Source organism: Parasedimentitalea psychrophila (assembly GCF_030285785.1).
GTDB classification, from domain to species: domain Bacteria; phylum Pseudomonadota; class Alphaproteobacteria; order Rhodobacterales; family Rhodobacteraceae; genus Parasedimentitalea; species Parasedimentitalea psychrophila.
The window spans coordinates 4366465-4386528 of record NZ_CP127247.1; the positions used below are offsets into that span (position 1 = coordinate 4366465).

The window sequence follows — 20064 nt, forward strand, 5'->3', positions numbered from 1 at the left end:
GCGTTTTCTATGGATGACAACCGCGTTCAGCCCGGATAGAAACGAAACATGAACACACCGATATCCTCGATCCGCAACCTTGGCCCCGCATATGAAGAGGCTTGTGCCCGTGCGGGCATCCAAACGGCTGAACAGCTGCGGCAGCTAGGCGCTGATGAGACCTATGAGCAGTTGTTGAAAACCGGCACCAGACCCCATTTCATTGGCTATTACGTGTTGGTGATGGGCCTGCAGGGTCGGCCGTGGAATGACTGCAAGGGGGAGGAAAAAAAGGCGCTTCGCGTCCGGTTTGACGACATCAAGGGCCGCGCCTTTGACAAAGGGCTGTCAGAGCTGGAGGCGACCTTGAACCAGATCGGTGTCGTCGAGAAACGCCGCTAAGCCCTCATCATACAAAAAAGGCCGCCTGCGTTAACAGACGGCCCAATCAATTTTCAAAACCGGCTAAGGTTTAGCCAACCAGTTCAAGACCGGAGAAGAAGTAAGCGATTTCTTCAGCAGCGGTTTCCGGAGCGTCGGAGCCGTGAACCGAGTTTTCGCCAACCGACTCAGCAAAGTCAGCGCGCACGGTGCCGGCGGCAGCGTCTGCTGGGTTGGTTGCGCCCATGACTTCACGGTTCTTGGCAATGGCGCCTTCGCCTTCCAGAACCTGGCAAACGATAGGAGCCGACGCCATGAATTCACACAGCTCACCGTAGAACGGACGCTCGGCGTGTACTTTGTAGAACTCACCCGCCTGCGCGATGGTCAGGTGAATACGCTTTTGTGCGACGATGCGCAGGCCGGCGTCTTCGAATTTGGCGTTGATCTTGCCAGTCAGGTTACGGCGTGTTGCATCGGGCTTGATGATCGAAAATGTGCGTTCCAGAGCCATCGGGCTTCTCCTGTTATTGGGGTCGGGCAAAACGCCCCACCGCCAGTGATCTAATTTGGCGCTCGGGTAGCACGGCAGCCACCGTTTGGAAAGGGGACAGTCGGCGTCTGACCGCCGGAAATGCCGCAACAAACAGATCGCATCGAACCCCATAACAGAGACTGGCGCACACCGTCACTGTCTGCTACGTCCGGCTTTATGTTACGCATCAAAGATATCACATACGCGGTCGAAGGTCGGCCCCTGTTCGAAGGCGCCAGCGCCACCATTCCCAATGGGCACAAGGTTGGCCTGGTTGGCCGCAATGGCACCGGGAAAACCACTCTGTTCCGGCTGATTTACGGCGAACTGGTGTTGGAATCAGGCGACATATCGCTGCCCAACAAGGCCCGTATCGGCGGCATCTCGCAAGAGGCCCCGTCATCGAACGTGTCGCTGATCGACACCGTTCTGGCCGCCGACACCGAACGCGCTGAGCTGATGGCCGAGGCGGAAACCGCCACCGACCCGCACCGGATCGCCGACGTTCAGACCCGTCTGGCCGATATCGACGCCTGGTCCGCCGAGGCCCGTGCCGCCTCGATCCTCAAGGGTCTGGGTTTCGACGTCGAAGCGCAGCAACGCCCCTGCTCAGACTTCTCTGGCGGCTGGCGGATGCGGGTGGCCCTGGCTGCGGTGCTGTTTTCCGAACCGGACCTGCTGCTGCTGGATGAGCCGACCAACTACCTCGACCTCGAAGGCGCGCTGTGGCTTGAAGCCTATCTGGTGAAATACCCACATACCGTGATCATCATCAGCCACGACCGCGAATTGCTGAACCGCTCGGTCGGTGGCATCCTGCATGTCGAAGAACGCGGCTTGACCTATTACTCTGGCAACTATGATCAATTTGCCCGTCAGCGTGCTGCCAACCGGGCCGTGCAAGCCGCCGCTGCCAAAAAGCAAGATCTGCGTCGCGCCCATTTGCAGGGCTTTGTGGACCGGTTCAAAGCCAAGGCAAGCAAGGCCAAGCAGGCGCAAAGCCGGGTCAAGATGCTGGAGAAGATGGAAACCATCCGCGCGCCCGAAGATGCCGCGCGCACGGTCTTCACCTTCCCCGAGCCCGAAGAAATGTCACCACCGATCATCGCCACCGAGGGGGCCTCGGTTGGTTATAACGGCAAGGCGATCCTGAGCAATCTGGACCTGCGCATCGACCAGGACGACCGCATTGCCCTGCTGGGCAAAAACGGCGAGGGTAAATCCACCCTGGCCAAGATGCTGTCGGCGCGCCTGCAGGTGATGTCGGGCAAGATGACCCAGTCGAACAAACTGCGCATCGGTTTCTTTGCCCAGCACCAGGTCGACGAGCTGTTCATTGACGAAACGCCGCTGATGCACCTGCAACGGGAACGCCCCGGCGAGGGCCAGTCGAAACTGCGCGCCCGTCTGGCCGGATTTGGCCTGGGCGCCAATCAGGCTGACACCGAAGTCGGACGGCTGTCCGGCGGCCAAAAAGCGCGGCTGTCCTTGTTGCTGGCGACCATTGATGCGCCGCATATGCTGATTCTCGATGAGCCGACCAACCACCTGGATATTGAATCCCGCGAGGCGCTGGTCGAGGCGCTGACCGCCTATAGCGGTGCGGTGATCCTGGTCAGCCACGACATGCACCTGCTCAGCCTGGTGGCCGATCGCCTGTGGCTGGTCTCTAAGGGCACAGTGACCCCCTATGAGGGCGATCTGGCCTCTTATCGCGACCTGCTGCTGGCCAAGGACAAGCCAGCCCCAAAAGCGGCCGCAGCAAAGGCAAAACCCAAACGCCCCACCCGGGATGCCATTTTGGCGCTGCGCTCAGATGCCCGCAAAAGCGAGCAGCGGGTGGAAAAGCTGACGCAGATGAAGGAAAAGCTGGACACCAAACTGGGTGATCCCGAGATGTACCAGCCCGAGAACAAGGATCAGGCCAAGGTCTGGCAAAGCAAGCACGCCGAAGTCATGATTGCCCTGGGGCGTGCCGAGACCATGTGGATGAAGGCGCTGGAGAAACTGGAAAAAGCGGAAGCTCTATGATCGACACGGCCTTTCTGATCACCTCGTTTGTGACGCTGTTTGTCATTGTGGATCCGATTGGCCTGACACCGGTATTTCTGGCACTGACTCAAGGCATGAGCCCAGCCAGACGGCGCTCGGTCGGGCTGCGCTCCTGCTTCACCGCAGCCGGACTGCTGGCCCTGTTTGCCGCCTTTGGCGAGGCGGTGCTGGGATTTGTTGGCATCTCGATGGCCGCCTTCCGGGTGGCTGGCGGCGCCCTGCTGTTCCTCACCGCACTGGACATGCTGTTTGAGCGGCGCACAAAGCGGCGGCAAGATCAGGGCAGCGACGACGACATTGACGATCCTTCGGTTTTTCCAATGGCAATGCCGCTGATTGCCGGACCAGGTTCGATTGCGACGGTGATCCTGTTGGCCGGGCAAAGGCCAGGTATCGAAGGCTTTGCCATGGTGATAACCGTTATGCTGGCGGTGCTGGCCGTGCTGGTGGTGATGTTTCTCGCCTCTGGCCTGTTTGAGCGCATGCTGGGCAAAACCGGCATCAATGTGATCACCCGACTTCTGGGAATGCTGCTGGCCGCCCTGTCGGTGCAGTTCATTCTCGACGGGCTAAAGGACTTCGGATTTGCAGGCTAGCAAGTTCAGCATCGATGTCTAAATTAGACTGCAGGGGGGATGCTTGATGACAGATGTCGATTTTGGCCGGGTGATCTACCTTGTGCTGATGCTGGCCGCCGTGGGGTCCTGGGTGTTTGTACAAAACCGCCAGCGGCTGGGAAAAACAATACAGCAGCTCGCCATTTGGGCCTTTATCTTTCTGGGCGTGATTGCAGGTTATGGGCTCTGGGATGACATCCGCCGCACGGTCCTGTCGCAACAATCCGTGATCCGCAACAGCGGCCAGATCGCGGTACCACGCTCAGCCGACGGTCACTATTATCTGACCCTCAACATCAATTCCGTGCCTGTCACCTTTCTGGTCGATACCGGCGCCACCGATGTTGTGTTGAACGCAAAAGATGCGCGCAGGGCCGGAATAGACCCTGATGCCCTGGCCTACCTGGGCCGCGCCAACACGGCCAACGGAGAGGTGCGCACCGCCTCGGTCTGGCTCGACAGCATTTCACTGGGCCCCATCACTGACACCAATATCCGGGCCTGGGTCAATCAAGGCGAACTGGACCAATCGCTGCTTGGTATGAGTTATCTTCAACGCTGGTCCAGCATTGAAATTCGCAACGGCTCGTTGGTATTGACCCGCTGACAAAAAATGCGCCTATTGGCGCAGGCCTCCGGCGGAGGTATTTGAAACAAGAAGAAAAACAGGTGGCGCCCACATCGGCGGCAAGACACTTTAAGGCTGATCGCAAGGCCCCCCGCCACGGGACGCAGATGGATCGCGCAGCGAGGTTTCTCCTTGTGCGGTCATTGGCTCCTCAGCCTGTACCGCATAGGAAGTAAATCAGGTTTTGGTTAACCTTCGGTTAAAAGGAGAGCCGGGCCTGCTTCTTCTTGTCCAAAATACCTCAGGGTGAATTGGCCGCAGGCCAAGAGGGGCAGCGCCCCTGGCTTCAGGTTTCTGCCTTTTTTTCCCACTGGCCCGAGGCCTCGGACCAGTATTGTGCAGAACAGCCAGCGTCCGTCAGTGTCTTCCATTGGCTGCGCGCGCGTTTGACGGCATCTCCGTCGGTGCCGTCAAACAAGACACAGACCCGCTGCAGCGCCTCCACCTCGTCCGAACTCACCGATGCACCATCGACAGCCATCACGCAATCCGGGGTATTGGCAGCCATCGCGCCAGTGGTCAGAAGTACCGGCTGCAGCGCATCATTGGGCCCACCCTGCACCCCGTGTGGCAGAAAACTATCCTTAGCGCCCTGCCAGAGATGTTCGTCCAACCACCCCATGCGATCCGGGTCCCGACCGCGAACCGCAACCCGCCAACCCGCGCCCCCTGCCTTTTCCAGCAGCATGGGTAGGGTCTGTTCTAGGGACCTGCGGGTGAGGTGATAAAAGAAGACCGCGCCCATTATCGCCTCACTCCGCCCCAGTCTGCGTCTCGGTCTGCGTCTCGGTCTGCGTCTCGGTCTGCGTCTCGAAGCCATTGTGTACCAACCGGTTCAGCGCAGACACGCCCCAGCCGGTGGCCCCCTTGGGCGCATAGCTGGTGTCTGCCTTGACCGAAGCAACGCCGGCAATATCCAGGTGAATCCAAGGGGTCTCGTCCTTGACGAACCGCTTCAGGAACTGGGCTGCGGTAACGGATCCCGCTGCGCGACCACCGGTGTTCTTGATATCCGCAATACGGGATTTAATCAGATCATCGTAGCCCTTTCCCAAGGGCATCCGCCAAGCACCTTCATCTTCGGCAGCGGCGGCTTTGAGAAAGGCATTGCACAGCGCGTCATTGTTCGAAAACACACCGGCATTTTCATGCCCCAAGCCTACGATAATGGCCCCTGTCAGGGTGGCCAGATCAATCATGCCAACCGGGTTGAACCGCTCTTGCGTGTACCACATCACATCACAGAGCACCAAACGCCCTTCGGCATCGGTGTTGATCACCTCAATGGTGTCACCCTTCATCGATGTCACCACATCGCCGGGACGGGTGGCATTGCCAGAGGGCATGTTTTCCACCAACCCAACCAAGCCAACCACATTGGCCTTGGCGCCGCGCAGCGCAAGCGCCCGCATGGTGCCGGCCACCACGCCCGCCCCGCCCATGTCCATGGTCATATCTTCCATGCCTCCCGCCGGTTTCAATGAGATACCGCCAGTGTCAAACACCACGCCCTTGCCGACCAGCGCCAGTGGAGCCTCGCCCTCAAGGCCGCCGTTCCACTGCATGATCACCACTTTGGAGGGGCTATCGGAGCCCTGACCGACACAGAGCAGCGAGCGCATCCCCAGCTCTTCCAACTGCGGCTCGTCCAGCACCTCGACCTTCAGGCCGATGGCTTCCATCTCAACCAGGCGGTTGGCGAATTCGGTTGTGGTCAGTACATTGGCGGGCTCATTGATCAGATCGCGGGTCATGTGGACGCCTTCGGCCACCGCCAGCATCGGTGCAAATTTGGTGGCAGTCTCTTCATGCGCCTTATGCGCAATCACCACGGCGTCGAGTGTCTTGCTGTCCTGGGCCGTTTTATGCTGATCAAATGAGTAACTGCGCAGAGCAATACCAAGCGCCAGATCGGCGGCTTTGGGCATTGATCCGGCCATCACCGTCATGATCTTGCCGGCCCCTATTTTGGCCAGGGCCGCACCGGCCTTGCGGGCCTCAATCGGAGTGACCCGGCGTGGCAGTACCAGCACATCCAACGCTTCGACCTGCAGTCCGGCAGGCCAGCCCAGAGAGATGATCTGGCCGGTCTTGGCTTTCTTAAAACTGTCGCTGGCGATGAGCCGCGCCAAGGCGCCTTTGCTCAGTCGGTTGGCGCTGCGTCCAGCCTGATCCATGAGGCCCTCGGGGGTGATCAGGATCACCAGACGCCCGACCTGTTCTGACAGTGACTTGGGGTCGTAATCGACAAAACGGATTGGTGTCAGATGGCTCATGAAGCGGGCTCCAGCTTAGGTTGATACGAGGTGCTGCAACAGCTAGCCTGCGACACCGCAATTGGCTAGGGGCAGTCGAAGGCGAAGGATCTGCGTTGACGTGGAAATTGCAGTTTTACCCGGCCTCAATCTACGCTAACATCGACGACAATAAATATGGCTAGATCTGGGGGGATCGCAGTGTCACGATTCGACAGGTACCTGCTGTCCCAATATCTACTGTTTTTCGGCTTCTTCTCGCTGATCCTGGTGGCGGTATTCTGGATCAACCGGGCGGTGGTGCTGTTTGATCGGCTGATTGGCGATGGACAATCGGCGCTTGTATTTCTTGAATTCACCACATTGGCGCTGCCCAACCTTGTGCGGATGGTTCTGCCGGTTGCCGCCTTTGCCTCGGCGGTTTGGGTGACCAACCGGTTGAGCAGAGAAAGTGAGCTGACAGTGTTGCGGGCCACCGGCACCAGCCCCTGGCAAATGGCCCGGCCAGCGCTTGTTTTTGGTGTTGTCACCGCGCTGATGATGTCGGTGCTCACCCATTTCCTGCTGCCTGCATCGATTGGCCAGCTGAAGGACCGTGAATCCGAAGTCACCCGCAATATTACCGCCAAGCTGTTGAACGAAGGCAGTTTCCTGCACCCCGCTAAGGGCGTCACCGTTTACATCCGCAAAATCGACCCGGACGGAACGCTGAACGATGTATTCCTTTCCGACCGGCGCACCCCGGGTCAAAGCGTCCTCTATACCGGGGCGCGGGCCTTTCTGGTTCGAGAACAGGATCGCTCCCATCTGGTGATGGTGGACGGAATGGCGCTTCGCATGGATCTTCAGGGCCGCAAGCTATCATCAACTGTCTTTTCTGATTTCTCATATGATATAAGTAGCTTGACGGACAAAAACGGGCAAAGAAACCGCGGCATTCGGGTTATTCCCAGTTATGAGTTGCTGACGCGTCTGGATCAGATTGCCGAGCGGGAAAAATTCAGTCGCGGCCAATTGACCGAAGAACTGCATCTGCGCTTTGCCCGGGCGCTTGTCTGCGTCGCGGTTGTGTTGATCGGGTTTTCGTCACTGATGCTGGGGACATTTTCACGGTTCGGAGTGTGGCGTCAGGCGCTGCTGGCCTTTGTGCTGCTGGTTGTCATCGAAGGTCTGCGCGGCGTGGTGGCTGGGCCGGTCCTTGAGAATGCCGATCTTTGGCCACTGATCTATCTTCCCTCGGCAATTGGGCTGGTGATCGCAGCCATCTTCCTTCAACTTGCAGCACATCCGATCAAACTGTTTAGACGCCCCTCACAACCGGCAACAAGAGAGGCTGCCCAGTGACGCTAGACCTCTATTATGCGCGCCGCTTCCTGCAATGGTTCGCCATCATTTGCATTGTCTTGCTTACGCTGGTGATGTTGATCGACCTCAACGAACAGTTCCGTCGTTTTGACGGGTTTGGTCTTAGTTTTGGTCAGCTGGTAAACCTGACCTTATTGACGGCGCCAGCGGCGTTGGACCAGTTTCTGCCGCTGATCATGATTCTATCCACCATTGTGTTGTTTGTCGGTCTTGCACGCAGTAGCGAATTGGTGGTGACCCGTGCCATAGGCCGGTCAGGGCTGCGCGCCCTGGCCGCACCGCTGAGCATGGCTGCGTTGATTGGCGTGCTGACAGTCACCACGCTGAACCCTATTGTTGCAGCCACCTCAAACCGGTATCAAGATCTGGCGGATTCCTACCGCACCGACGGCTCAGCGGCGCTGTCGCTGTCTGGTGAGGGCCTTTGGCTGCGCCAGGGCGGGGCTCAGGGCCAGTCCGTCATTCATGCCGCCGGCTATGGCGGTGAGGCCGGCAATATCAGCCTGTATGATGTCACCATCGTTTCTTATGCTCCCGACGGAGGGCCCGTGCGCCAGATCATCGCTGAAAGTGCTCAAATTCAGGGGGACGTCTGGCTATTGAAAAATGCCAAGGCCTGGCCTCTGACGCCCGGTCTCAACCCTGAAACAAACTCGGCCATTCATGACGAACTTAGACTGCCGACAACCCTGACCCAGGATCGCATTCGCGACAGTCTTGGATCTGCCGACGGGGTTTCGATCTATGACCTGCCAGAAACAATTCGGGTCCTTGGCCAGGCCGGGTTTTCGACCAAACGGCATGAAGTTCGGTTTCAGGTAGAACTGGCGCGGCCGTTGTTTCTGATGGCCATGGTTCTGGTCGGCGCAGCTTTCACCATGCGTCACGCGCGGTCGGGAGGCACCGGGCTGGCGGTTCTGATAGCCGTGCTGTTGGGCTTTGGCCTCTATTTCATCCGTAATTTCGCTCAAATCCTCGGCGAGAACGGCCAGATCCCGGTCAGCCTGGCGGCCTGGGCTCCGCCGGTTGCCTCGGTCCTGTTGACCCTTGGCCTGCTGCTGCATGCGGAGGACGGCTGACATGCGTCGTACTCTTTATGTATTGACCTTGGTTCCCTGGATGATCCTGGCCTCAACGGCCGGTGCCCAGCAAACCTCGGTGTCAGTGGACGACAGACGGCCGGCATTGCTGGTTGCCGATACGGTCTACATCACCCCGGACCGCACCTTGATCGCCGAGGGCAATGTCGAAGCCTATCAGGGCGACATCCGCTTGCGGGCACAGAAAATCACCTTTGACCGCGACAAGGGCACCCTTCATATTGAAGGCCCTATTCGCATAGATCAGGGCGGCGAGATCACCATTCTGGCAAATGCCGCTGACATGGACAAAGACCTCCGCAATGGTATCCTCAAGGGGGCCCGCATGGTGTTTCAGCAGCAGCTGCAACTGGCCTCGGTGCAGATGACTCGGGTCAGTGGTCGCTATACGCAACTCTACAAGACATCGGCCACCTCCTGCCAGATCTGTGATGATGGCTCGCCGCCGCTCTGGCAAATCCGGGCCGAGAAGGTCACCCACGACCAGCTGGAGAGACAGCTCTACTTTGAGAACGCACAGTTCCGAATTCTGGATGTGCCAGTGTTCTATTTCCCAGCTCTGCGCCTGCCCGATCCGACACTAGAGCGCGCCTCGGGTTTACTGGTGCCGTCAGTACGCACCACGTCGGGTTTGGGCACCGGGGTCAAAGTGCCTTACTTCTTCACTCTGGGCGACTCCCGGGACCTGACACTGGCCCCCTACCTGTCGTCCAAAACACGCACCCTTGACGCCCGCTACCGACAGGCCTTCAAAACGGGAACACTGGAAGTCGAAGGCGCCTTGACCCGCGATGACCTGCAGCCCGGCGATACCCGCGGTTATCTGTTTGCTGATGGCGCCTTCGATCTGCGCAAAGGCTACAATCTTGAATTTCAAATCAGAACCGTCTCGGACGATGCCTATCTTGCCGATTACGGGCTGCCAGATCTCGACCGTCTGCGCTCGCAACTGACGCTGACAAAAGTCAATCGCGACAGCCTGTTCCACACCAGTATGATCTACTACAAAACGCTGCGGGATTCCGACGAGCAGACTGAAATTCCATCCTCGATCGGTGACATTTATTATCAGCAGCGCTTTCACCCTGAGCAACTGGGCGGTGAGTTGCAAATGACCCTGCTGGCCCACGCCCACAACCGCTCTTCGAACACTGATATTATAGGTCGCGATATCGCCCGCACCACGGTGGATGCCAACTGGCAACGCGAATGGCACCTACAGAACGGAGTTGTCACCCAGACCCAATTTGGCCTGTCCGCCGATGCGTTCAACATTCAGGATGACAGTACATATTCGTCAAATGAATCCCGTCTGACGCCACGCGGTGCCATTACATTTCGACTGCCGATGACGCGCCAATCCACCTCTGGGGGCACGGAATTCCTGGAACCTATTGTGCAGCTGGGCTGGACCGATACCATTGGCGATGCGGTGCCAAATGACGAAAGCAATTTCGTCGAGTTTGATCAGGGCAATTTGCTGGAAATGTCCCGGTTTCCGGCAACCGATGCCCGCGAGGATGGCGTGACCTTGGTTTATGGCATCAACTGGGCTCGGTATTCGCAAGACGGCTGGCAGGCCTCCGCCGCCCTCGGCCAGGTGTTTCGCAGCACTGCAGACAGCCAATTCACCAAATCTTCGGGCCTTAGCGGCACCTCCTCCGATATATTGATGGCCGGGCAGCTCAGGCTTAACGACGATATCGCTATCACAACCCGCGGCTTGCTAAATGGCGCGCTGAACTTCTCCAAGGCCGAACTTCGCGGCGATTGGTCCAACCAGAACGCCCAGATTTCGGGCAGCTACCTATGGCTGGGCACCGATGCGGCCGAAGGCCGAACCGAGGAAACCTCGGAATTTTGGTTCAATGGCCGCTATCAGATTCACTCGAACTGGTCCGCCAGCGCCAATCTGCGCTACGATATTTCCGATTCTCGTGCGTCACGCGCCGGTATTGGATTTGTCTACACAAACGAATGCGTCAAGGTCGATCTTTCGGTTAACAGGCGCTATACTACCACATCAAGTGTTGAGCCTTCGACCGATTTCGGCTTTACCATCGCATTGAACGGGTTTTCCGTTGATAGCGGCACACAAAATTACAGGCGATCATGCAGCAATTCCTAAAGTCTTGGTTCTCTGCCCCGGATCTGGTCCGCGGCACAATCCGTTTAACCTACACGGCCCTCTTTCTTGGTGCGGCGGTCATTGTGCCGCAATCCACGTCAGCACAGGGGTTATTTTCGCCAGCTGTCACCGTCAATGAATCGGTGATCACAAAATACGAACTGGAACAACGGACCCAGTTCATGCGGCTGCTTGGCACCCCGGGTGACCCCAACAAACGGGCGCTTGAGGATCTGATCAACGACCGGCTCCAGAAAGAGGCCACGGCCCAGGCCGGGATCACGCTCTCCGAAGATGCAATTACCCTTGGCATGACCGAATTCGCCGGGCGGGCCAACCTGACCCTCGAGGAATTTCTCAAAGCGCTGGGGGAAAATGATGTGGCCCCCGAAACCCTGCGCGACTACACCATTGCCGGCCTGAGCTGGCGGGACTATGTCGGCTCGCGGTTCCTGTCTTTGGCGCGCCCCAGTGAAGGCGAAATCGACCGGGCCATGGGCCGGGCCGACACCGGTGGTGTGCAGGTGCTGCTGTCCGAAGTGATCATCCCGATCAATGAACAGAATGTGGGTCAGGTTAAAGAACTCGCAGAACAAATCAGCCAGCTGGACAGCTTTTCAGCCTTTTCATCCGCCGCGACACAATATTCCGCTGCCGATAGCCGCAACAATCAGGGTCACCTGCCCTGGGTCTCACTGACCAAGCTACCGCCACAACTGCAGGAAGTTGTGTTGGCTCTGAACGCAGGCGAAATCACCTCGCCGCTGCAAGTGCAAGGCGCCATTGCCCTGTTTCAGATGCGCGACGTCCGGGAAGTCGCCGGTGCCGCCCCTCGCTTTGCCGCTATTGAATACGCCAGCTACCTGATTGCAGGTGGCCACAGCCCGCAGGCGCAGGCAACCGCGCAACAGCTCGCCGCCCAGATCGACACCTGTGACGACCTCTACGGCATCGCCAAAGACCAGGATCCTGCGGTGCTGGAGATCCAGAGCCTGGCGCCGGCGGAGATCCCGCTGGATGTGGCACTGGAGCTGGCAAAACTTGACAGTGGCGAGACCTCTGCCGTGCTGACCCGCAACAATGGCCAAACCCTGGTGCTGCTGATGATGTGCGGCCGCACCGCTGATCTGGGCACCGACGAGGATGACGGCCGTCAGGGGGTCGCAAATGCGCTCACCCAACAACGGCTTGAGGCCTATGCCGCCAGTTTCATTGAACAACTTCGCGCCGACGCCGAAATCGTGATAAAGTGAGCCCATTCCCCCCCATTGCCCTCAGCTGTGGGGAGCCCGCCGGAGTGGGCCCTGAAATCGCCGCCAAGGCCTGGGACAAGCTGCGCGATAGTTGCCCGTTTTTCTGGATCGGCGATCCCCGTCATCTTCCTGAGGGCACTGCGTTTGTGGAAATTTCCACCGCCGCCGAATCCCTGACTGTCTGCGCCACCGCACTGCCGGTTTTACCGATGGCTTTTGACGGTGCCGCCATCGCAGGACTGCCTGTTGCACGGCACGCCGCAGGTGTCATCCAGTCGATCGAAACAGCCGTGAGCCTTGTCCAGAGCGGCCAGGCCTCGGCACTCTGTACCGCACCAATCCATAAAAAGGCCCTGATCGACGGGGCTGATTTTGCCTATCCGGGCCACACCGAATTCCTGGCGGCGCTGGCCGGGCGCAACCGCGTGGTGATGATGCTGGCCTGCGAGCAGTTGCGCGTGGTGCCTGCCACCATTCATATTGCCCTGGCCCAGGTGCCCCGGCATCTGACCCCGGTTCTGCTACGCGAAACCATCGAGATCACGGTCAAAGGATTGCAAGACCAATTTGGAATCCCTCACCCGCGCATCGCAGTGGCCGGCCTGAACCCTCATGCGGGCGAAGGCGGCGCGATGGGCTCCGAGGAACTCGACTGGATCAATGCCCTGCTTCAAGACATGCAGAGTGACAGCTATGATCTCACCGGTCCACATCCCGCCGACACCCTGTTCCACGCCGCCGCCCGCGCCCGTTATGATGCTGCCATCTGCATGTACCACGACCAGGCGCTGATCCCGATCAAAACACTGGATTTTGATCGCGGCGTCAATGTCACCCTCGGCCTGCCCTTCATTCGCACCTCCCCCGACCACGGCACTGCTTGTGATATCGCCGGCTTGGGACAGGCCAATCCCAGCAGCCTGATCGAAGCGCTCAAAATGGCGCAGACCATGGCCAAATCCTCTTGATCCTTCATCTGGCTGCAAATATCCCCGCCGGAGGCATAAAGTTTTGAAGCCTCCCCAACGTCCAGTCCCAACGCCCAACCCCAAGTTAGAAACAATATGACCACCATCGACAGCCTGCCTCCCCTGCGCGAGGTTATTGCAGACCACCAGCTCTCCGCCCGCAAATCACTGGGCCAGAATTTTCTGCTCGACCTGAACCTGACCGCCAAGATCGCCCGCTTGGCCGGTGATCTGTCTGACTGCGACGTATTGGAAATCGGCCCCGGCCCTGGTGGTTTGACCCGAGGCCTGCTGGCCGAGGGGGCCCGCCGGGTGCTGGCCGTCGAAAAAGACGCACGTTGCCTGCCCGCGCTGGCCCAGGTCGCCGCCGCCTACCCCAATCGTCTGCAGGTGATCGAAGGCGATGCGCTGGAGATCAATCCACTTGAACACCTGACCCCGCCAATCCGGGTTACTGCCAACCTGCCCTATAATATCGGCACCGAATTGCTGGTGCGCTGGCTGACCCCCAAACAATGGCCGCCGTTCTGGCAGAGCCTGACCCTGATGTTCCAGCGCGAAGTGGCCGAACGCATCGTGGCGCAGCCGGGCACCAAGAAATATGGCCGTCTCGCCCTCTTGGCACAGTGGCGCGCCGAGCCGCATATCGTGATGTCGCTGCCGCCCGGAGCCTTCACCCCACCGCCAAAGGTATCCAGCGCAGTTGTCCATCTGACGGCGCTGCCCGAACCTCGGTTTCCAGCAGATGCCGGCACCCTGAATCAGGTGGTGGCCGCCGCCTTCAACCAGCGCAGGAAAATGCTGCGGTCGGCACTGAAAAGCGTGTCTCCCGACATCGAAGACCACCTGAAGGCTGCCGGCATTCCTCCGACCGAGCGCGCAGAGCAGGTTGGTCTCGAAGCGTTCTGCGCCCTGGCACGCAGCTTGAATCCCGGGACCTGACGGCGACACCCGCCTATGGCTTGCCAATCCCCGGCGCAAGAACAGCTATGGTTTTGACATTCTGCGAGGTGTCACCACGACACCCCAAATGCAAAAAGCCCCGGTCCAACTGGACCGGGGCTTTTCTCTGTCTCTATTCTCTGTCTCAATAAAACAGGCTTACTCAGCCGCTTCAGGCGCATCTCCAGCCTTACGGTCTGACGCCGTGGGCGCCTCAGCTCTGGGTGCGACCGACGCCTCAACCTTGGGCGCGACCGGTGCCTCAACCTTGGGCGCGACCGGCGCCACGGGTGTTGCAGCCTTGGCTACGACAGGGTCCTCTACCGCTTTGACGGCGACTGGTTCCTGAGGTCTTGGAGCGGGTTTTCGCGTCCGCGGGCGGCGAGTGCTGGTTTTTTTAGGTTTGCTTTCCGGCGTCTCGACCAGACCGGAATCCCCTGCCGGTTCGACCGTGTTGCTCACCTCCAGGACATCAGGCTGTGGCGCCCCTGCTGGATCATCGCGAGGGGTGGTTGCCGGTTCATTCCGGGCCGCAGCGTCACTGCGGGCCGCGGCATCGCGTTCCTGACGCTCGGCGCGTTCCCGGTCGCGCTCAACCTGGCGCTCCCGATTTTGCCGTTCCTGCTCTTCGCGACGGGTATCCTGCTCGCGCTGAGCCTCTCCCAGCATCCGCAAATAGTGCTCTGCGTGCTGTTGGAAGTTCTCAACGGCGACCCCATCATTGCCCAACTGGGCATCGCGCGCCAGTTGATTGTATTTGTCGATGATTTGTTGCGGAGTGCCACGCACCTTGCCCTCTGGGCCCGAGCTATCGAACACCCGGTTCACAACATTACCACCACCAGTGGGGCGATTGCGGTTCGATTTCGACCGCGAACGTGTTTTAGACGATCTCATTTGTTTAACGTCAGCCTTGATTCGTTGCGTCGCAGATCCCAAAGTGCGCCTATTAGCGCCGGATCATCGACCATTTTGGGCTTGGTGTCGCCGGTAAGGATTTCAAACCGAACACTCTGCGACACCTATGTGTAACCCTGACCAGCACATCCAGACAAGGGGCAGGATGGGATTTTTCCACTTTTTCGATCAAAAATGCCAATTTAGCGACCAAACGCATCCCATTTAGTCGGCTTGCGCACAAACCACCCGATTCCGGCCATCCAAATCCTGAACCACCCGGATCTGACGCAGGCCGGCCTGCTCGAACAGGTCCGCCACCGCCACCGCCTGGGTTGGGCCGATTTCAACCAGCACCCGGCCGCCCCGGGTCAGGTAATTTCCCACCTCGCTGGCAATACGGCGATAGGCGCCCAAACCGTCACCGCCATCTGTCAGCGCCATTTGCGGTTCGTGGTCGCGCACCTCGGCCGACAGACCCGGCATTTCAGACAGCGCTATGTAGGGCGGGTTGGACACGATGAGATCAAATTTTCCATCCACGGTCTGAAACCAGTCCGATAGGCGAATATCAGCCCGTGCTTGCACCCGCTGCAGCACCGCATTGGCACTGGCCTGCAAACAGGCGGCTTCGCTTAAATCCACCCCAAGGCCGGTGGCCTGCTGTTGTTCAGCCAGCAGCGTCACTAGAATGCAGCCCGAGCCGGTGCCCAGATCCAACAGCCGCTGAAACGGCAGTGACAGGGCCGCCTCGATCAGGCATTCGGTCTCCGGACGCGGATCCAGAACTTCACCCGACACTTTGAACCGGCGACCATAAAACGCGCGCTCGCCCAACAAATGCGACACCGGCACCCGAATGGCCCGCAGCGCAATCAACTGGTCATAGCGCTCGGCAATATCAGGATCCAGATCCTCAGGTGCGATCAGAGTGACCCGGCTGGCCTCGATCCGGGCCGCATGGGCCAGCAACACGCGGGCATCACGGGCCGGATCCGGCACCCCGGCGGCACGCAGCCGTGCGGTGGCGGTGACCATCGCCTGCGCCGCAGTCTGGGCGCCGCTCATTGGCCCATTTCGGCCAGAAGCCGCGCCTGATTGTCTGCTGACAAAGCGTCGATCATCTCGTCCAGATCCCCCGCCATCACCTGATCCAGCTTGTAGAGCGTCAGGTTGATACGGTGATCGGTCATCCGGCCCTGCGGGAAATTATAGGTGCGGATACGTTCCGAGCGATCCCCCGACCCCACCTGCGCCGCGCGGTCCGCCGAGCGTTCACTGTCCACCCGCTGACGTTCCAGATCATACAGCCGGGTCTTCAGCACCTGCATCGCAATCTCACGGTTGCGGTGCTGGGATTTCTCCGAGCTGGTGACAACGACACCACTGGGCAAATGAGTGATGCGCACAGCGGAATCGGTGGTGTTCACGTGCTGGCCACCGGCACCGGAGGCCCGCATGGTATCAATGCGCAGGTCAGTGGCGTTGATCTCGATATCCACGTCTTCGGCCTCGGGCAGAACTGCGACAGTTGCAGCCGAGGTGTGGATACGGCCGCCACTTTCGGTGGTCGGAACCCGCTGCACCCGGTGCACACCGGATTCGAACTTCATTCGGGCAAAGACATTTTCACCTTTGATATGGGCCACAACTTCCTTGATGCCGCCCAATTCGGTGAATTGCTCCTCTAGCACCTCGAATTTCCAGCCACGCGCCTCAGAGTATCGCTGGTACATGCGCAGCAGGTCTGCGGCAAACAGCGCCGCCTCGTCGCCGCCGGTACCGGGGCGAATTTCCAGCATGGCCGGCTTGGTATCTGCCGCGTCTTTCGGCAATAACGCCAGTTGCAAGGCGGTCTCGGCAGCCGGTATCGCCGCCTTCAGAACCGGGATTTCCTCTTCGGCAAGCCCCTTCAAATCCGGGTCAGACAGCATCTCTTGTGCGTCACCCAGATCGGTAATGAGCCGTCGGTAGGACATGATCTGTTCCACAACCGGGCGCAGGTCCGAGTATTCCTTGGCCAGCTGGGCAATATCGCTGCCACTGGTGCCATCGGACATCAAGGCCTCAATATACTGAAACCGCTGGATGATCTGTTCAAGACGTTGTTCGGGAACCATAGGTGGGTGATCCGCTTGTAGTGAAATTTGGTCTGGCCTGATCCTTGTGATATGCTAGCGCCATGCAACATGCCAGAGCCGTTATCGCCGCCACCCTTGCCCTCTGGGCGCAACCCGTACTGTCTGATGTCGTTGTCCCCGGCGGCAAGACCATTGATTGCTACTGCACCGACAGGTCTGGCTCGCGGGTAGAATTGGGCCAGACCATCTGCCTGCAGGTTGACGGGCGCATGTTCATGGCGCAGTGCCAAATGTCGCTCAATGTGCCGATGTGGCGCGAGGTGCAGCAGGGCTGCCTGTCCTCCTCGCTGGATCAAAACCAGAGCAACGACAGCCCGGTCGCCCCATATCCGCAGCTGTAAACGCCGGTCTTCTAGTCGGCCGGCATCGCCTCGGGAACCGCCTCAATTCCCATTTGGCGCAGCCAGTCACCAATCCGCGCCCCGTTCACGCCCAGATCTGACCGTCCAAATCGCAGCCGGGCATAGACTTTCAGGAAATCTCCATCTTGTCGCGCCGTGGTATAATCTGGAAATCCCATAAATTTGGTCCGGGTCACATAGGTCGCCAAGCCGTCCTCAACAGAGCCCGCCAGCAGTTTGGTCCGCGGCGCGGCACTGGCCACTCGGTCAAACCGGGCCAGCCCGCCGGGCCCGGTTTGCACCACCCGGAACACACCGCCACGAAACGTCTTGTCCTCGGAAAAATCCGGTTGGATGTTCCAGTCAATCGGGTCAACCGGAGCCAGTCGGATCAAGCCCAGCACCACCACAACAGCGGCCAAACAAATCCAGCCAAATATCATAATTCGTCCCATACCTCAGCCGCCCCCCGCTGTGATGCGGCCCCAAAGCCACAATTGGATTTGGGGAGCTATCTTATTTTGTTGTCACACCCGGTAGTATGCACAGCATCTCATACAACAGGTTGGCGCCCGTCAAGGCGGTGTTGCCGGTGGTGTCATATGGCGGCGACACCTCAACCAGATCACAGCCGACAATATTCACCCCCCGCAAGGCCCGGATCAGTTCCAACGCCTGTGGAGTCGTCAATCCGCCGATCTCGGGGGTTCCGGTGCCCGGTGCATAGGCCGGATCCAGACTGTCAATATCATAGGTCAGATAGGTCGGCCTATTGCCAATATCGCGACGTATTTCCGCGCCGAGATTGCTCAGCGACCGATGCCACAGCTCAGCCGCCGGGAATTGCTGAAAGCCCCAGCCCTGCGCTTCGGTGAAATCGCTGGCCGCATAGCCAGTTCCGCGCAGTCCTACCTGATAAGTCTTGTCCGCCTGTATCAGACCTTCCTCATAGGCCCGGCGAAACACGGTGCCATGAGTTTCCTTTTCGCCGAACATCTCGTCATTGACATCCGCATGGGCATCCACATGCACCACCGCCACCGGGCCATATTTCTTGGCGATTGAGCGCAGGATCGGCAGGGTTATCGAGTGATCGCCGCCCATCGCCACCGGCACCACATTGGTGGCGACAATCGCGTCATAGCTGGACTCGATGATACGCAGGCTGTCCGGCAACGAGAAGGTGTTGATCGCAAGATCGCCGATATCGGCGATTTGCAGGTAATCAAAAGGCGCCGCCTTGGTGGTCATATTATAGGGCCGGATCATGGCGCTCTCGGCCCGTATCTGTTTGGGGCCAAAGCGAGTGCCAGATCGCCACGAGGTGCCGATATCCATCGGGATACCCAACACCGCCACATCCAGCCCCGCAAGGGACGACGCCTGCGGCAATCTCATGAATGTCCCCGGTCCAGAAAACCTGGCCAGGTCGTTGCCGCTGATCGGTTGATTATACTCAGTCATTGTTTCTCATATTCCAGCCCAACAGGCAGATAATTTCAGTAGCCGCATGGGCTGCGGCAATGGCCGTGGCCCCCGTGGTATCAAATGGTGGCGACACTTCAACCACATCACCGCCCATAATGTTGATGCCGGCGATGTCGCGCAATATGCGCGCCGCCTGCGCCGAGGTCAGCCCACCCCACACCGGCGTCCCGGTTCCCGGAGCAAAAGCCGGGTCCAACCCGTCAATATCAAAGCTCAGATAGGTCGGATGATCGCCCAGGATCTCTTTGATCCGGCGCGCCGTTGCCGCCGCACCGATCTCATGCACTTCGGCGGCATCAATGATATTCATCCCCATTGTGTCTTCGTTGCTGGTGCGAATACCAACCTGAACCGAGCGGGCAGGATCAATCAGCCCCATCTTGATCGCCTTGTAGACAAAGGTGCCGTGATCGACCCGGTCCATATCGTCATCCGCCCAACTGTCACTATGGGCGTCAAACTGCAACAGCGCCATTGGTCCGTATTTCTCGGCATAGGCCTTAAGGATGGGAAAGGTGATATAATGATCCCCGCCCAAGGCGACCGAGGCCACATCGGCGGCCAGAATGCCGTGAATATGCTTTTGTAGCGCATCTGGAAAGCCGGCAATATTCGCGTAGTCAAAGGCCAGGTCGCCATAATCAATAATCGCAAACTCGCTCAGCGGGTCATAGCCCCAGCCATAAGGCGCATCCGGACTTTGCAAGGCGCTGGCCTCGCGGATGGCCCGTGGCCCCAGACGCGTTCCAGGACGATTGGTCACCGCCTGGTCAAACGGCACGCCGGTAACGGCAATATCAACGCCGCTCAAATCCTTACGATACCTGCGCCGCAAAAACGACGTGGCACCGCCAAAGGTATTCTCAAAGCTCAACCCTTTCAGGTCTTCGCGCGTAAAGGCCTCATCGACCAAGTATTTTGCATCTTCCAATGCCATTTTATCATACCCTTCAGCCTGCGACTGCGCTCTGGCATAGACCAGCGCTTGCCGCCT

Annotated in this window: 20 protein-coding genes; 11 read left to right on the forward strand and 9 right to left on the reverse strand. The window is 59.1% G+C overall.

Going from position 1 to position 20064, the window contains the following annotated elements; genetic code table 11:
• Positions 1-48: 48 nt before the first annotated feature.
• Positions 49-381 carry a TfoX/Sxy family DNA transformation protein gene (locus tag QPJ95_RS21065; protein ID WP_270918073.1) on the forward strand — a complete coding sequence of 111 codons (333 nt, stop codon included), beginning with the start codon at positions 49-51 and terminating at the stop codon, positions 379-381.
• A 70-nt stretch (positions 382-451) separates the two neighbouring features.
• On the opposite strand, the gene ndk is transcribed toward QPJ95_RS21065, so the two are convergent.
• Positions 452-874, reverse strand: coding sequence for a nucleoside-diphosphate kinase (ndk, locus tag QPJ95_RS21070; RefSeq protein WP_270918072.1), 423 nt, complete (start codon positions 872-874; stop codon positions 452-454).
• A 198-nt stretch (positions 875-1072) separates the two neighbouring features.
• On the opposite strand from ndk, the gene QPJ95_RS21075 reads away from it, so the two are divergent.
• The 3 genes from QPJ95_RS21075 to QPJ95_RS21085 are packed head-to-tail and all read left to right on the forward strand — an operon-like array spanning position 1073 to position 4171.
• On the forward strand, positions 1073-2926 hold the full coding sequence (locus tag QPJ95_RS21075; protein ID WP_270918214.1) for an ABC-F family ATP-binding cassette domain-containing protein: 1854 nt from the start codon (positions 1073-1075) through the stop codon (positions 2924-2926).
• Positions 2923-3543, forward strand: coding sequence for a MarC family protein (locus tag QPJ95_RS21080; RefSeq protein WP_270918071.1), 621 nt, complete (start codon positions 2923-2925; stop codon positions 3541-3543). Before QPJ95_RS21075 ends, QPJ95_RS21080 begins: the two co-directional genes overlap by 4 nt.
• 46 nt (positions 3544-3589) lie before the next feature.
• Positions 3590-4171: a retropepsin-like aspartic protease family protein gene (locus QPJ95_RS21085; protein WP_270918070.1), complete on the forward strand. Its 582-nt coding sequence runs from the start codon at positions 3590-3592 to the stop codon at positions 4169-4171.
• A 307-nt stretch (positions 4172-4478) separates the two neighbouring features.
• On the opposite strand, the gene QPJ95_RS21090 is transcribed toward QPJ95_RS21085, so the two are convergent.
• Both QPJ95_RS21090 and QPJ95_RS21095 read right to left on the reverse strand, forming a co-directional pair.
• A complete protein-coding gene (locus QPJ95_RS21090) occupies positions 4479-4937 on the reverse strand; it encodes a DNA polymerase III subunit chi (protein WP_270918069.1) in 459 nt (152 codons plus the stop codon).
• 7 nt (positions 4938-4944) lie between these two features.
• Positions 4945-6468: a leucyl aminopeptidase gene (locus tag QPJ95_RS21095; protein ID WP_270918068.1), complete on the reverse strand. Its 1524-nt coding sequence runs from the start codon at positions 6466-6468 to the stop codon at positions 4945-4947.
• A 180-nt stretch (positions 6469-6648) separates the two neighbouring features.
• Between QPJ95_RS21095 and lptF the strand changes: the two genes are divergently transcribed.
• The 6 genes from lptF (at position 6649) to rsmA (ending at position 14203) form a co-directional block, all read left to right on the forward strand.
• On the forward strand, positions 6649-7791 hold the full coding sequence (gene lptF, locus QPJ95_RS21100) for an LPS export ABC transporter permease LptF (RefSeq protein WP_270918067.1): 1143 nt from the start codon (positions 6649-6651) through the stop codon (positions 7789-7791).
• On the forward strand, positions 7788-8891 hold the full coding sequence (lptG, locus tag QPJ95_RS21105) for an LPS export ABC transporter permease LptG (RefSeq protein ID WP_270918066.1): 1104 nt from the start codon (positions 7788-7790) through the stop codon (positions 8889-8891). Before lptF ends, lptG begins: the two co-directional genes overlap by 4 nt.
• 1 nt (position 8892) lies before the next feature.
• Positions 8893-11040 carry an LPS-assembly protein LptD gene (locus QPJ95_RS21110; protein ID WP_270918065.1) on the forward strand — a complete coding sequence of 716 codons (2148 nt, stop codon included), beginning with the start codon at positions 8893-8895 and terminating at the stop codon, positions 11038-11040.
• Complete coding sequence (locus QPJ95_RS21115) at positions 11025-12293, forward strand: peptidylprolyl isomerase (RefSeq protein WP_270918064.1); 1269 nt, start codon at positions 11025-11027, stop codon at positions 12291-12293. The genes QPJ95_RS21110 and QPJ95_RS21115 overlap by 16 nt, the downstream gene beginning before the upstream one ends.
• Positions 12290-13261, forward strand: coding sequence for a 4-hydroxythreonine-4-phosphate dehydrogenase PdxA (gene pdxA / locus QPJ95_RS21120; RefSeq protein ID WP_270918063.1), 972 nt, complete (start codon positions 12290-12292; stop codon positions 13259-13261). The genes QPJ95_RS21115 and pdxA overlap by 4 nt, the downstream gene beginning before the upstream one ends.
• A 96-nt stretch (positions 13262-13357) precedes the next feature.
• Positions 13358-14203, forward strand: coding sequence for a 16S rRNA (adenine(1518)-N(6)/adenine(1519)-N(6))-dimethyltransferase RsmA (gene rsmA / locus QPJ95_RS21125; protein WP_270918062.1), 846 nt, complete (start codon positions 13358-13360; stop codon positions 14201-14203).
• 159 nt (positions 14204-14362) lie between these two features.
• Here the strand turns inward: rsmA and QPJ95_RS21130 are convergent, their stop codons facing one another.
• From QPJ95_RS21130 to prfA, 3 genes are all read right to left on the reverse strand, one after another.
• A complete protein-coding gene (locus QPJ95_RS21130) occupies positions 14363-15100 on the reverse strand; it encodes a DUF4167 domain-containing protein (RefSeq protein WP_270918061.1) in 738 nt (245 codons plus the stop codon).
• 225 nt (positions 15101-15325) lie between these two features.
• Positions 15326-16168 carry a peptide chain release factor N(5)-glutamine methyltransferase gene (prmC, locus tag QPJ95_RS21135; protein ID WP_270918060.1) on the reverse strand — a complete coding sequence of 281 codons (843 nt, stop codon included), beginning with the start codon at positions 16166-16168 and terminating at the stop codon, positions 15326-15328.
• Positions 16165-17220 carry a peptide chain release factor 1 gene (gene prfA, locus QPJ95_RS21140; protein WP_270918059.1) on the reverse strand — a complete coding sequence of 352 codons (1056 nt, stop codon included), beginning with the start codon at positions 17218-17220 and terminating at the stop codon, positions 16165-16167. The genes prmC and prfA overlap by 4 nt, the downstream gene beginning before the upstream one ends.
• A 62-nt stretch (positions 17221-17282) precedes the next feature.
• Here prfA and QPJ95_RS21145 point away from each other — a divergent pair, with 62 nt between their 5' ends.
• Positions 17283-17582 (forward strand): hypothetical protein, encoded by a 300-nt coding sequence (locus QPJ95_RS21145; RefSeq protein ID WP_270918058.1) that lies wholly within the window; start codon positions 17283-17285, stop codon positions 17580-17582.
• A gap of 11 nt (positions 17583-17593) precedes the next feature.
• On the opposite strand, the gene QPJ95_RS21150 is transcribed toward QPJ95_RS21145, so the two are convergent.
• From QPJ95_RS21150 to speB (QPJ95_RS21160), 3 genes are all read right to left on the reverse strand, one after another.
• Positions 17594-18037, reverse strand: coding sequence for a DUF1499 domain-containing protein (locus tag QPJ95_RS21150; RefSeq protein ID WP_270918057.1), 444 nt, complete (start codon positions 18035-18037; stop codon positions 17594-17596).
• A gap of 61 nt (positions 18038-18098) precedes the next feature.
• A complete protein-coding gene (gene speB / locus QPJ95_RS21155) occupies positions 18099-19046 on the reverse strand; it encodes an agmatinase (RefSeq protein WP_270918056.1) in 948 nt (315 codons plus the stop codon).
• Entirely contained in the window at positions 19039-20007 is a 969-nt protein-coding gene (speB, locus tag QPJ95_RS21160) for an agmatinase (RefSeq protein ID WP_270918055.1), read from the reverse strand. Before speB (QPJ95_RS21160) ends, speB (QPJ95_RS21155) begins: the two co-directional genes overlap by 8 nt.
• Positions 20008-20064 lie beyond the last annotated feature (57 nt).

What these genes read in the sequence shown, in the direction of transcription:
- QPJ95_RS21065 (WP_270918073.1), top strand. Translation starts at nt 49, where the DNA reads ATGAACACACCGATATCCTCGATCCGCAACCTTGGCCCCGCATATGAA.
- ndk (WP_270918072.1), bottom strand. Translation starts at nt 874, where the DNA reads ATGGCTCTGGAACGCACATTTTCGATCATCAAGCCCGATGCAACACGC.
- QPJ95_RS21075 (WP_270918214.1), top strand. Translation starts at nt 1,073, where the DNA reads ATGTTACGCATCAAAGATATCACATACGCGGTCGAAGGTCGGCCCCTG.
- QPJ95_RS21080 (WP_270918071.1), top strand. Translation starts at nt 2,923, where the DNA reads ATGATCGACACGGCCTTTCTGATCACCTCGTTTGTGACGCTGTTTGTC.
- QPJ95_RS21085 (WP_270918070.1), top strand. Translation starts at nt 3,590, where the DNA reads ATGACAGATGTCGATTTTGGCCGGGTGATCTACCTTGTGCTGATGCTG.
- QPJ95_RS21090 (WP_270918069.1), bottom strand. Translation starts at nt 4,937, where the DNA reads ATGGGCGCGGTCTTCTTTTATCACCTCACCCGCAGGTCCCTAGAACAG.
- QPJ95_RS21095 (WP_270918068.1), bottom strand. Translation starts at nt 6,468, where the DNA reads ATGAGCCATCTGACACCAATCCGTTTTGTCGATTACGACCCCAAGTCA.
- QPJ95_RS21110 (WP_270918065.1), top strand. Translation starts at nt 8,893, where the DNA reads ATGCGTCGTACTCTTTATGTATTGACCTTGGTTCCCTGGATGATCCTG.
- QPJ95_RS21115 (WP_270918064.1), top strand. Translation starts at nt 11,025, where the DNA reads ATGCAGCAATTCCTAAAGTCTTGGTTCTCTGCCCCGGATCTGGTCCGC.
- rsmA (WP_270918062.1), top strand. Translation starts at nt 13,358, where the DNA reads ATGACCACCATCGACAGCCTGCCTCCCCTGCGCGAGGTTATTGCAGAC.
- QPJ95_RS21130 (WP_270918061.1), bottom strand. Translation starts at nt 15,100, where the DNA reads ATGAGATCGTCTAAAACACGTTCGCGGTCGAAATCGAACCGCAATCGC.
- prmC (WP_270918060.1), bottom strand. Translation starts at nt 16,168, where the DNA reads ATGAGCGGCGCCCAGACTGCGGCGCAGGCGATGGTCACCGCCACCGCA.
- prfA (WP_270918059.1), bottom strand. Translation starts at nt 17,220, where the DNA reads ATGGTTCCCGAACAACGTCTTGAACAGATCATCCAGCGGTTTCAGTAT.
- QPJ95_RS21145 (WP_270918058.1), top strand. Translation starts at nt 17,283, where the DNA reads ATGCAACATGCCAGAGCCGTTATCGCCGCCACCCTTGCCCTCTGGGCG.
- QPJ95_RS21150 (WP_270918057.1), bottom strand. Translation starts at nt 18,037, where the DNA reads ATGGGACGAATTATGATATTTGGCTGGATTTGTTTGGCCGCTGTTGTG.
- speB (WP_270918056.1), bottom strand. Translation starts at nt 19,046, where the DNA reads ATGACTGAGTATAATCAACCGATCAGCGGCAACGACCTGGCCAGGTTT.
- speB (WP_270918055.1), bottom strand. Translation starts at nt 20,007, where the DNA reads ATGGCATTGGAAGATGCAAAATACTTGGTCGATGAGGCCTTTACGCGC.